Source organism: Butyrivibrio sp. INlla16 (assembly GCF_900104155.1).
GTDB lineage: Bacteria > Bacillota > Clostridia > Lachnospirales > Lachnospiraceae > Butyrivibrio.
Map to the genome: position 1 here is coordinate 38,301 of NZ_FMYB01000014.1, position 12,086 is coordinate 50,386.

The 12,086-nt window shown below is 47.0% G+C and carries 8 protein-coding genes; 2 read left to right on the top strand and 6 right to left on the bottom strand.

Annotation, left to right across the window (positions count from 1 at the left end; genetic code table 11):
- Window positions 1-120: 120 nt before the first annotated feature.
- Window positions 121-1,806, top strand: a complete 1,686-nt coding sequence (locus BLR42_RS08535) for a hypothetical protein (protein WP_091868262.1) — start codon at window positions 121-123, stop codon at window positions 1,804-1,806.
- 584 nt (window positions 1,807-2,390) lie between these two features.
- On the opposite strand, the gene BLR42_RS08540 is transcribed toward BLR42_RS08535, so the two are convergent.
- The 6 genes from BLR42_RS08540 to BLR42_RS08565 all read right to left on the bottom strand — a co-directional run bounded on the left by BLR42_RS08540 (window position 2,391) and on the right by BLR42_RS08565 (window position 10,362).
- Entirely contained in the window at window positions 2,391-3,350 is a 960-nt protein-coding gene (locus tag BLR42_RS08540) for a prephenate dehydratase (RefSeq protein WP_022760384.1), read from the bottom strand.
- Complete coding sequence (mfd, locus tag BLR42_RS08545; RefSeq protein WP_091868264.1) at window positions 3,347-6,916, bottom strand: transcription-repair coupling factor; 3,570 nt, start codon at window positions 6,914-6,916, stop codon at window positions 3,347-3,349. Before mfd ends, BLR42_RS08540 begins: the two co-directional genes overlap by 4 nt.
- Before the next feature lie 7 nt (window positions 6,917-6,923).
- Window positions 6,924-7,499 (bottom strand): aminoacyl-tRNA hydrolase, encoded by a 576-nt coding sequence (gene pth, locus BLR42_RS08550; RefSeq protein ID WP_091868266.1) that lies wholly within the window; start codon window positions 7,497-7,499, stop codon window positions 6,924-6,926.
- Window positions 7,500-7,611: 112 nt separating this feature from the next.
- Window positions 7,612-7,932 (bottom strand): septation regulator SpoVG, encoded by a 321-nt coding sequence (gene spoVG, locus BLR42_RS08555; RefSeq protein ID WP_091868268.1) that lies wholly within the window; start codon window positions 7,930-7,932, stop codon window positions 7,612-7,614.
- A gap of 40 nt (window positions 7,933-7,972) precedes the next feature.
- Window positions 7,973-9,091 carry a glucose-1-phosphate adenylyltransferase subunit GlgD gene (glgD, locus tag BLR42_RS08560; RefSeq protein ID WP_091868271.1) on the bottom strand — a complete coding sequence of 373 codons (1,119 nt, stop codon included), beginning with the start codon at window positions 9,089-9,091 and terminating at the stop codon, window positions 7,973-7,975.
- The gene (locus BLR42_RS08565) at window positions 9,091-10,362 is read right to left on the bottom strand and encodes a glucose-1-phosphate adenylyltransferase (RefSeq protein ID WP_091868274.1); all 1,272 of its coding nucleotides are present in this window, start codon (window positions 10,360-10,362) and stop codon (window positions 9,091-9,093) included. The genes glgD and BLR42_RS08565 overlap by 1 nt, the downstream gene beginning before the upstream one ends.
- A gap of 293 nt (window positions 10,363-10,655) precedes the next feature.
- Between BLR42_RS08565 and murC the strand changes: the two genes are divergently transcribed.
- On the top strand, window positions 10,656-12,041 hold the full coding sequence (gene murC, locus BLR42_RS08570; protein ID WP_091868276.1) for a UDP-N-acetylmuramate--L-alanine ligase: 1,386 nt from the start codon (window positions 10,656-10,658) through the stop codon (window positions 12,039-12,041).
- Window positions 12,042-12,086: the final 45 nt, after the last annotated feature.

Genomic DNA, 12,086 nt, shown 5'->3' on the forward strand with positions numbered 1-12,086 from the left:
GGAGCTAATTTAAAAGACTTTTTACTGTCATTGGGAAATCTAATCTATATATTTCCGGGCATTCGTCCGCTCTTTTCCTTGTCAGCAAAAAGCAAAATGTTTTATGGAGGAAATATTAAGATGTATGAAAAAAGATTTGATCCTATGACAGGAAAACCGCTTAACCCGGATTCTGTCAATCAGCAGGCTGAAAATCAACAGCCTGCCAATCAGCAACCAATCAATCAACAGACTTACGGAACACAGCAGACCTATGGACCCCAGCAGACTTACGGAATGCCGCAGAATAATGCTACCCAGCAGACCTACAGTGCGCCGCAGAATTACACATACGATCCTGCAGCAATCGAGAAGGCACAGTCAGATAAGAACAAGAAGCTTGCTTATGTGCTTCTTGGAGTTTGCGCTGTTTTATTTATGGTAGTTCTTGGCTTTGGTGCGTTTACTGTCATGAAGTTTTTTGCTAAGAATTCTTCCGGCAGCGATGCAGATCAGAGAATAGAAGCAGAGTCAGAGGAGCCGGAAACCGATGAATTTGCTTTTGATGAAGAAGGTACCACTGAGGAAGTTACAGATGAAAATGCTACTGATGAAGCTGCTATAGAAGAAGTGCCGGGGCTTCAAATGATAGAGGAACCTAACGCTGAAGATTTCCTGAGTGAAGATACGGATTCTTATACAGAAGAGGATTATACCCAGACTGGTTCTGCAGCGGAGACTGTTCCGGAAAATATCTACAATCTGTATACTGTTCAGTTGGGAGATGATACCTACCATATTCCTGCTAAATTAACTGATTTTCTTGAAAAGGGCTGGACTCTCCCGGATGAGAAGACAGCGCAGGAGGTCCTTGCCAATCGTGAGATGGCCTCTGTTGAACTGTATTCTCCCGATGGCAGTAACAACTACTTAGACGTGGACGTTACGAATTTTGATGTTAATTCGCAGGCACTCAGAGACTGCTATGTTTCAAAAATAAGTCTTGATGACTATGTAACTGAAAAAACAGGCATAGAATTTAAATCCTATAATGGTGACTTGGTAGTTGGTAAGAGTACCAGGGATGACATAATTGCTGCCGCGGGAGAGCCGAGTGACGTAATAGATAGCGCTGGCCATATATCGCTTTTCTATGAAGGAATAGCTGAGACATATCTTGGATCAGAGGTTATATATTATTTGGATGAAAACGATGTGCTGGACTATGCTGTTGTTCGAAGCGATAATGCTCCGGAAGATTTCGTAGCTACTGAGATAAGTGATGAAGCACCTGCTTATCTTGACCAGTATGTGGCTCCTACATCTCTTGGAAATGATCCTTTCTCAGGTAATTACAAGCTTGATGGAGTACTTTACAATCTTCCGACTCCTTTCTATGAGATCACTAATAATGGATGGGATTATCCCGGAAATCCTGATGAAATAGTTGAAGCGGGCCAGATGTATAGTGTTCGTTTCGACAAAGGTGACAGGAGCCTTTATGCAACGGTTTACAATCCCTCTGAAGAGGCTACATATCTTAAGTATTCGATGATCATCAGTGTCAGTGACCCGAGAGGTCTTAGTGCTAACGATTTAGAGTTCCCGGGAGGACTGTCCGGATCCATAACAGAGGAACAGCTTCTGACATATTTGGATAAAAACGGAATCACTAACTATGACTATAACAAGGGACCCGGATGCTACCATATATATTTCGATCAGACCGGTAACGTCAGAAGTATGGCGAATGACTGGTATCAGATTTTTGCAGACGGAAATGAAATAATCGACATTGAAATGCAGAACTACGGATGGCTTAAGTAAGCGAAATAAAGATCATCAAGGAAGAGACTTATCATGTAAATGATACGAGAGACCTATACTATAAGGGTATGGGTCTCTTTTTTTGTAATCTATTTCTGAGATACAGCTTCTGCCGTTACTTCTGGGAATTTGTTTTGCCTGGTTTTTGGAATTCAGCCAGGACTAGTCCAGTGGGCCTCCTAGTTCTCCTCCAGTAAAAAAGTAAATATCACAGCGTTTTTGCCATTTTGGTATACGTTTTCAGCACTTTTCAGAGCCTTCTGGCAAGTATTTGTAAATGAGAAGCCATTTTCAGCAATTTGGTACCCATGATTTCTCAAAATAGGTATACCAAAATGAAAAAATCGGTGTTCTATTTACTTTTCTCGTGAAAACACCCTCTAAAACCGCCCAAAATGTATACCAAAATAGGAAAAGCCCGCGTTTATTTACTTTTCCCAAGAATAACCATGAATAACCATGAACATGTCGCGGGAATAGCGCCTGATCAGGATGCAAGTAGCATCGCGAACAAGCTAAACAAGAAGTGCATGAAAAAGCAGCACTTAAGCATAGCAAAAGTACTGCCGCGAACAAATCATACATTACTCCAGATTCTCTGCGAAGTTGCCGAAAATCCTGATGTCGGTTACGGTGCACATCAGCGCCTCCATAACTCTGTTCATGTCCTCCATCATAAGGTCTCCCGTGAATTCCGCAAAAAACATATACTGCCACTTCTGCTCGGGAATCGGGCGGGACTCTAGCCTTACAAGGTTTAGACCGTAGATTCTGAAAACCGTGAGCGCCTCGTGAAGTGCACCGGCCTTGTGCTCGGTTCTAAAGCTGATACATATCTTGTTTCTGCCCTCGCGAAGCTCCATTCTGGGAGATACAACCACAAATCTTGTGGTGTTGGTGCGGTTGGTATTGATACCTTCCTTGATGATCTTAAGGCCATAGATCTCGGCGGCACGCGATGAACAGATTGCAGCCTTGGTCTTATCTCCAAGCTCGGCAACCATTCTCGCACTGCCCGCGGTGTCAGCCTGCGGCACACGAACCCAATCCCTGTGCTCATTTAAAAACTGCTCGCACTGGAATATTCCCTGCTCATGTGAGAAAACTGTCTGAATATCAGACATCTCCGCATCCGGAAGAACCATCAGACTGTGCTTTACCCTGACTGTGGTTTCGCCCACCATGTAGCACTCGTACTGAGCAAGCAGGTCATACACCTGGCGAATCGCACCGGTTGAAGAATTCTCTATAGGAAGAACCGCGTAGTCAGCCGCTCCGCTCTTCAATGCTTCAAAAGTGTCCTCAAAGTGCACGAGTCCTTCGCTGTTTACATCTTTTCCAAAAAAATCAATTGCAGCCATCTCGCTATAAGCACCGGGCTCACCCTGGTAGACTACCTTGGGGTTCTGCACAGGCTCCCTGACACCGGCAAGTGCGCTGTCCAAAAGCTCGCAGGCGCCGTCGCTCTCGCCGAGCTTTCGCTCCACGCGCTCACGGAGCTGGGTTATGTATTTTTCGTTGATTATCTGAATCTCGTCCATCATACCTCCGACAAAACTTCCATCTTCTCCACAATCTCCTCCACATCCAAAAGCAGCTGTTTCTCGGCCTGCTTGGGATTATTGTCCTTCACATACTTATATAAGAACAGCGAATAGGATGCGGGGCGGAAGGTAATCTTACCCTCGCAGCTCTCGATAAATGCGGGGATGTTCTCCGCCTTGAGTCTTGCATTGTTGTTCATCTTGATGGCAACCTCGCCGTTGCCGCCCTTAATCTCAAGGATGTAGAGTTTATGTGCCTTCTCGCGGACAAGCGATATTCTGATCAGATTGTCCACCGACTCAGGCAGCTCGCCGAAGCGATCCCTCAGCTCATCGCGCATATCATCGCGGTCGCCCTCGTTCTCGATTCCGGCAATTCTCTTGTATATCTCGAGCTTCTGCTCTTCATTAACAATATACTCACTCGGAATGAATGCATCAACATCGATATCGACACTTGTGGAAAAATCTTCCAGAAGGGCATCCTTCTCTTCGCCCTTCTTGCGTCTGACAGCCTCTCCGAGCATTTTGCAGTAAAGATCATATCCGACTGAAGCCATGTGTCCGGACTGGCTCTTTCCGAGAAGATTTCCGGCGCCTCTGATTTCAAGGTCTCGCATCGCAATCTTAAAGCCGGAGCCGAGATCCGTGAACTCACGAATTGCAGACAGCCTCTTTTCCGCAACCTCTCTCAGCATCTTGTTTCTCTTGTACATAAGAAAAGCGTAGGCGGTTCTGTTTGATCTTCCGACACGGCCTCTTAGCTGATAGAGCTGGGAAAGGCCCATCTGGTCGGAGTCGTGGATAATCATCGTGTTTGCATTGGAGATATCAAGTCCCGTCTCAATAATCGTCGTCGAAACCAGCACATTTATCTCGCCGTCTATAAAGTCGTACATGATTCGCTCAAGCTCCGACTCCTTCATCTGCCCGTGTGCAAAGGAGACATTTACCTCGGGCACCAGCTTCTGAATTCTCGCCGCAACATCCGCGATGTCATTAACGCGGTTATAAACATAGTAGACCTGACCGCCGCGCGCCACCTCTCGGGCAATCGCCTCGCGCACCATCTCGTCGTTGTACTCGCAGACGAAGGTCTGAATCGGCTGTCTGTCCATCGGTGCTTCCTCAAGCACGCTCATGTCCCTGATTCCAACCAGTGACATGTGAAGAGTTCTCGGAATAGGCGTTGCGGACAATGTCAGCACGTCCACATTTTCCTTGAGCTTCTTTATCTTTTCCTTATGAGTTACGCCAAATCTCTGCTCCTCGTCAACGACCAGGAGTCCCAAATCCTTGTAGACCACATCCTTTGATAAAAGTCTGTGCGTTCCGATAACGACATCCACAAGACCTTTTCGCAGGTCTTCCACAGTCTTCTTCTGCTCGGACGCCGTCCTGAATCTGGACATCATATCGACTCTTACCGGGAAGTCCTTCATTCTCTCCGTGAAGGTATTGTAATGCTGCTGTGCCAAAATTGTTGTGGGAACAAGTATCGCCACCTGTTTTCCGTCCTGCACCGCCTTGAAAGCTGCGCGGATAGCAATCTCCGTCTTGCCAAATCCAACGTCTCCGCAGATAAGTCTGTCCATGATTCGCTCGGATTCCATGTCGGCTTTGGTGTCCGATATAGCGGTCAGCTGATCTTCTGTCTCATCAAAAGGAAAGGCCTCCTCAAACTCCTGCTGCCAGACAGTGTCTGAACTGAACTGATATCCGTTACTATTCTGCCTCTTCGCATAGAGCTCGACCAGATCGTCCGCGATCTCCTCAACCGCAGTCCTGACCTTATTCTTCGTGCGCTTCCAGTCGCCGGTTCCAAGCTTGTTGAGCTTCGGCTTTCTCGCCTTCCCATCGGCCCCGGCATCACCGCTCGCGTACTTCTGTATTACATTGAGGCCCGTCGCAAGCACATAGAGATTACCGCCGTCAGCATAGCTGATCTTGATGTAATCCCTGACCACCTTGTCGGTCTCAATCTTCTCAATTCCCTTGTAAATACCAAGCCCATGATCCTCGTGAACCACATAGTCGCCCACCGTCAGATCCGAGAAGCCCGAAATCTTCTCGCCGCTGTACTTCGACTTGGAATGCTTTCTCTTTTTCTTCTTATGCTCCGTGAAAATATCGCTCTCTGAAATCACCGCGAATTTCAAGTCGGTATACTCAAACCCCTTGAGGATTCTGCCGTAGTAGGTCATTATCTCCCCGGGCTGAAGCTCGCGCATCGGATTCTCACTGTAAAAAGCGGTAACGCTCTGGTCTCGAAGATCCTCGACAATTCTCTTGGCTCTCGTGCGGGATCCTGAGAGGATAAGCACCCGGTAACCATTTTTCGCAAAGCCCTTGAGGTCGTGTACCAGCGACTCAAAGCTGTTGTTATAGGGTGCTATGCTTCTTGCGTGTACCTCGGTGCTGATATCGGGCTCAAACTCGTTCAGTCCCTTGGGAGCTGCAAGCGCCGAGAGCATTATGCGTCTGGTGCTCTTCATCCTCGCGATGCACTCGTCCTTCGAATACAGAAGGTCCATCTGAGACGGCAGCGCATAGCCGTTCTCTGACCTGTGGATCATGCTCTCCCTGAATTCGTTCTCCACCGCCGATGCGTGCTCAAGCACATGGAGCGGTTCATCTATGAAAACACAGGATTTTCCGGCAGGGAAAAGCTCCAGGAAAGTCACGGTCTCATCGTAAAAATATCTTATATAACTCTCGAGATTCACCTCTAGTTCAAGCTCTGTCAGCTCTTCCTTAAGTTCCTCGAATGAAGTCTTTATGCGGTGCGCCGCCTCAGTCTTGAATTCCTCGCGAAGCTTTTCATAGACGAGCTTCGTCTCGGCCTCCATCTTTTTAAGGCCCTTCGTCTTTTCATCATCCGTCAGGATAATCTCGGCCGCGGGATAAATTTCAATCGATTCGAGTTTGTCTATCGACCTCTGCGTCATGATATCGAAGCTTCTGATGTTCTCGACTTCATCGCCCCAGAGCTCAATTCTGTAGGGATTCTCTTCTGTCAGATCGAACACATCGATGATATCGCCCCTTACGGAAAATTCGCCCGGAGCTCCCACCTGATAGACGCGGTTGTATCCGATCCTTGTGAGGATCTTCGCTACCTCGCGCTCGTTAACAGGTTTTCTCTTATCTATTTTCAGAATGTTATTCTTGATTATATCTATGGGAATCTGCGGCGTCATCAGACTTGAGAAGGTTGTGACCACAGTAACGGGACGCCCTTCGATGAGGCGCCTCAAACATTTTATCCTCTCCCTGACGATTTCGTTGGAGTGAACATCTGCCTGGTAGAATATCAGATCCTTCGCGGGATAAACGGTGACATTTCGGTCGTAAAATCTGTAATCCTCACAGATCTCCTTAACCCGAAGGTCGCTGTAGGTCACGATTATCCTGTACTTGAAGTCCTGCGCAAGTCCGCTGATGAAATGGAGTTTCTGAGAATCCATACAGCCGGAGACCTCCGCGCAGGCGAAAGGCTTTTCCAGATACTTATTTAGTTTGGTAAATGCCTCCAGTTCTGAAAGAGGCGCTTCGATTGCTCGCATTTTTACCTCATTCTGGTTTGTATCCGTTCCACTTATTCATAGCACTGCTGACGCCATCTTCCATGATCACTCGGACGGCGTCGGCTGCGTGGTCCATTGCTTCCATAACAAGAGCTGTGTCCTCGTCGTCGAAGTGTCCGAGAACCCAGTCTGCAAGGTCTATGCGGGGTGGCTTCTTGCCGACTCCGACTCTGACACGCGCGAACTCATCGTGGCCGAGCTGCGCGATTATATTCTTAAGACCGTTGTGACCGCCGGCACTGCCGCTGGGGCGCACTCTGATGCGACCGGGATCAAGGTCGATGTCGTCGGAGAGCACGATGAGCTCAGTCTTCGTATCGATCTTGAAGTAGTCCGCAACGGGCCTTATGGATTCTCCGCTGAGATTCATGTAGGTCAGGGGCTTTAGAAGGATTACCTTTTCGGAGCCGATTCTGCCCTTTCCGTACATACCCTTGAACTTCATCTCGGTCAGGTCTATATCATATTTTTCTGATAAAACATCTATTACGCCAAAGCCAACGTTGTGGCGGGTGGCGTTGTATTTTCGCTCGGGGTTTCCGAGGCCTGCGATTAAATACATAAAAATCCTCATTCGGCGCTGAGCGCCACCTTTTATAATTAAATAAGGAGCAACGAATTCGTCGCTCCCCATATATTAGCACAATTATTCTTTTTGTAGTATAAAAACCCGCTTAGAAAAGACTTCCCACTCCTGTAGGTGCGGCTTCGTTCTCAATCGGTCTTGAATCGATCACTTCGTCTGAAGCCTCATCGTAAGCCTTCAGAATGGTATCCTGAAGCAGCCTTCTCGTATCTGAATTAATCGGATGAGCGATGTCACGATACTCTCCATCGACTGACTTTTTGCTGGGCATTGCGATAAACAAACCCTTGTCGCCCTCGATCACCTTGATGTCATGAACAACGAACTCATTGTCAATGGTGATTGAAACGATGGCACGCATTTTACCCTGCTTTGCAACTTTTCTGACACGAACATCTGTAATATTCATCCTGCTTTGTCCCCCTTTTAGAAATGTAAAAAATGAATACTTAGATTACATACCTCTCATTGTTTTCTACCACTATTTTTATACCGTTCTCTCCCTTGTAATAGGAGTTCGCCTGGATAGTACCATGGCTCTCGACGATACAATTCTCAATGTGCGTGTTATCTCCGATGTAAACATCGTTCAGAATAATCGAATTCTTGATATAGCAGTTATTTCCGATGAATGCACCCTTGAAAATAACCGAATCCTCAACCATTCCGTTTATGATACAACCGCTGGAGATAAGACTGTTGGCAACCTTGACGCCCACATTGTACTTTGCGGGAGGAAGGTCCACAACCTTGGTGTAAACACCCGGGTACTCGTTGAAGAAATAATTTCTAACTTCAGGCTTCAGGAAATCCATGTTGGTTCTGAAGTAATCCTCAACGGAAGCGATGTTGTTCCAATAGGACTTAAGCTTGTAACCGTAGATTCTCTTCATATCCTTGTAACGAACCAGGATATCCCTAACGAAATCGAATCTCTCCTCGGTCTGCGCTTTTTCTATGAGCTCTATGAGCTGACGTCTTCTGATGACATATATACCGCAGGAAATCGTGTTGGATCTGGCCACTACCGGCTTCTCCTCGAACTCCTCGATACGGCTCTCCTCATTCATACGGATGGTTCCGAATCTCTCGGTATCGATGTCTGCCGGCACATCCTTGCATACAACAGTGATGTCAGCCTGCTTATCGATGTGGTACTCAAGGAGCTTGTTGTAATCCATCTTGTACACGCAGTCACCGGAGGTGATAACCACATAGGGTTCATGACAGCTCTTTAAAAAGCTGAGGTTCTGCGCAATGGCATCCGCCGTTCCTCTGTACCAGAGATTTCCGTTTGCCTTGGCTGCGGGAGTGAATACGTAAAGACCTCCCTGCTTACGTCCGAAGTCCCACCACTTCGATGATGACAGGTGGGTGTTAAGGCTTCCTGCATTGTACTGCGTGAAAACCGCCACCGTCTGAATGTGGGAGTTCGTCATATTGCTAAGTGCAAAATCTATGCTTCTGTAAAATCCGGCCACTGGCATAGCACAAACTGCTCTGTTCTTAGAAAGCTCATGCATGCGGTTACTTCCACCACCGGCAAGAATAATTCCAATCGCTCTCACTACCTATCACCTGCCTTATCCAATGTTCTTCCGCTATCCAGACTTCCGTCGGGATAGTCCTTTTCGGTAGTTACTCCGGAGATCATCGTGTTCTTTCCTACGGATACACCGCTCGGAACAACTGACTTCTCTCCGATTGTTACGATTCCGTCTCTGTAAATTCCGGGCTTAGTCTCGTTCGGAACCTCGTCGCCCTCACCGAGTCTTACGTTGTTACCAATCTCAACATGCTCGGCAATTACAGCCTTCTCAATATTACAATTTTCACCGATGACGGTTCCGTTCATGATGATGGAATGGCTCACGATCGTGCCTCTTCCTATCTTAACTCCGCATCCGATTACGGAGTTGTGTACCTCGCCGTAGATCTCCGAGCCCTCGCCGATGATACTCCTTGAGGTGGAACTCTCGGGACCAAGATACTGCGGAGGCTGAACCTCGTTCCTCGTGTAGATCTTCCAATACTCCTCGTAGAGGTTGAACTCCGGAACGATATCGATGAGCTCCATATTGGCCTCCCAGTATGATGTAAGAGTTCCTACATCCTTCCAGTAGCCGTCGAATTCATATGCGTAAAGGGACTGACCCTTCTCCTTACAATAAGGAATGATGTGCTTACCAAAATCGAGACCGGGCTGATCCTGGTTTGTAATAAGCGCTTCCTTCAGCGATTCCCATGAGAAGATATAGATACCCATGGAAGCAAGGTTTGATCTGGGCTTCTCGGGTTTCTCCTCAAAGTCCACAATTTTCCTGTCCTCATCGGTAATCATAATGCCGAATCTGCTGGCCTCCTCGATCGGCACGGGCATAACTGCGATAGTAACATCTGCGCCGTTAGCCTTATGAAAATCGAGCATTGTCTCGTAATCCATCTTATAGATATGGTCTCCAGAAAGGATGAGAACATAATCCGGATGGTAATTCTCCATATACTCAAGGTTCTGGAAAATAGCATTCGCAGTACCTGTATACCACTCACTGTTCGCACTCTTCTCGTACGGAGGCAGAATGGTAACGCCACCGATATTACGGTCAAGATCCCACGGAATACCGATTCCGATATGCGAATTAAGACGCAGCGGTCTGTACTGTGTAAGTACGCCCACTGTATCTACACCTGAATTAATGCAATTACTGAGTGGAAAATCAATGATGCGGTATTTACCGCCAAATGAAACTGCCGGTTTCGCCATCTTGGATGTAAGCACACCAAGTCGGCTGCCCTGTCCGCCTGCCAGTAGCATGGCAATCATCTCTTTTTTTATCATGTTAAGACCTCGTTGTCATAAAAAATATAGAATTTCCTATGAAGTAATATAGTTCCCGCGGTCTATGATCGTGGCTTTTCTATGCCCCCACATAAACCACCATTTAAAGTATATCACACTAATTATTTAAAGGGAACGAGTTTACAAAAATCATGCTGAGTTTTTCTCAAGATTTGGGAGGTATTTCGGGGGAAGGATTTTGACACTTCTTCCTATTAGATGTATTTTTATAGAAAAGAGGAATCCCCTCATCCGGCGCGAAGCGCCGGATGAGGGGACACGAAAGGACACATATGTATCAGATAAGCTTTGATAATCCAATAAACGTATATTTCATCGGCATCGGCGGCATCTCAATGAGCGGCCTCGCCATGGTACTTGCCGACAGAGGCTTCAAGGTCAGCGGCTCTGACAGAGCAGAGTCCGATGTAACAGAGAATCTTGAAAAGGCCGGAATTAAAGTCTACATCGGGCAGAAGGCAGATAACCTCACTGCAGGCGATAAGCCGGAGCTGGTGGTTTACACTGCTGCCATTCATCCCGACAATCCCGAGTTTGCAAAGTCAAAGGAACTCGGAATACCGATGCTGACAAGAGCTGAGCTTCTCGGCCAGATAATGAAGCATTACTATCTTCCTATTAATGTTGCGGGAACACATGGTAAGACCACTACAACCGCAATGGTCTCCAAGATCCTTCTTGAGAACAACATGGATCCCACCATTTCAATCGGAGGAAATTTAAAGGACATCGGCGGCAACATCAGAATCGGTGCTTCCAAATACTTCGTAACCGAAGCCTGCGAATACACCAACAGCTTCCTCAGCTTTTTCCCGGGAGTCGGAATTATACTGAACGTGGATGCGGATCACCTCGACTTCTTCAAAGATCTTGATGATATCAGGAACTCTTTCCACAAGTTTGCGGCTCTCATTCCTGAGGACGGAACTCTTGTCATAAACGGAGAGATCCCGAACCTGTCAGGACTTACAGACGGCTTAAAGTGTAGCATAAAGACCTACGGTTTTACCGATGAATTCGACTACTATCCTACAGATATAACCTACGATGATTTCGGAAACGCTTCTTTCACTATTAATAGAAGAGACGGATCATCCTTCGGTGTAAGCCTCAAGGTACCCGGAAAGCACAACGTAGGCAACGCCCTCGCTGCAGCTGCTGCAGCCGACGTATTTGATGTTCCCGAGGCAGAAATCGCCGTAGGACTTTCCTCCTTTACAGGAACCGGAAGGCGCTTCGAATACAAAGGATGTGTAGACGGACTCACAATCATCGACGACTATGCGCATCATCCGACAGAGATAGCTGCGACACTCAGTGCTGCGAAAAATTATCCGCATAAAACTCTCTGGGTAGTTTTCCAGCCTCACACCTTTACAAGGACAAAGGCACTGATGGACGAGTTTGCAAATGCTCTTCTGCCTGCGGACAAGCTCATAATCGCTGACATCTATGCGGCCAGAGAGACCGACAATCTGGGAATCAGCTCCAGAACCTTAAAGGAAAAAATCGAATCCCTCGGACATGAATGTTTCTATTTTCCGTCCTTTGATGAGATAGAAAAATTTCTTCTGCAAAATTGCACGAAGGATGACATGTTGATAACCATGGGGGCAGGGAATGTGGTAGATATCGCCAATGACCTTTTGGGGCTTTGATTTTCCACTCTATCCACTTACACCTTATGCAATTAAATCGAAATT

What these genes read in the sequence shown, in the direction of transcription:
- BLR42_RS08535 (WP_091868262.1), top strand. Translation starts at nt 121, where the DNA reads ATGTATGAAAAAAGATTTGATCCTATGACAGGAAAACCGCTTAACCCG.
- BLR42_RS08540 (WP_022760384.1), bottom strand. Translation starts at nt 3,350, where the DNA reads ATGATGGACGAGATTCAGATAATCAACGAAAAATACATAACCCAGCTC.
- mfd (WP_091868264.1), bottom strand. Translation starts at nt 6,916, where the DNA reads ATGCGAGCAATCGAAGCGCCTCTTTCAGAACTGGAGGCATTTACCAAA.
- pth (WP_091868266.1), bottom strand. Translation starts at nt 7,499, where the DNA reads ATGTATTTAATCGCAGGCCTCGGAAACCCCGAGCGAAAATACAACGCC.
- spoVG (WP_091868268.1), bottom strand. Translation starts at nt 7,932, where the DNA reads ATGAATATTACAGATGTTCGTGTCAGAAAAGTTGCAAAGCAGGGTAAA.
- BLR42_RS08565 (WP_091868274.1), bottom strand. Translation starts at nt 10,362, where the DNA reads ATGATAAAAAAAGAGATGATTGCCATGCTACTGGCAGGCGGACAGGGC.
- murC (WP_091868276.1), top strand. Translation starts at nt 10,656, where the DNA reads ATGTATCAGATAAGCTTTGATAATCCAATAAACGTATATTTCATCGGC.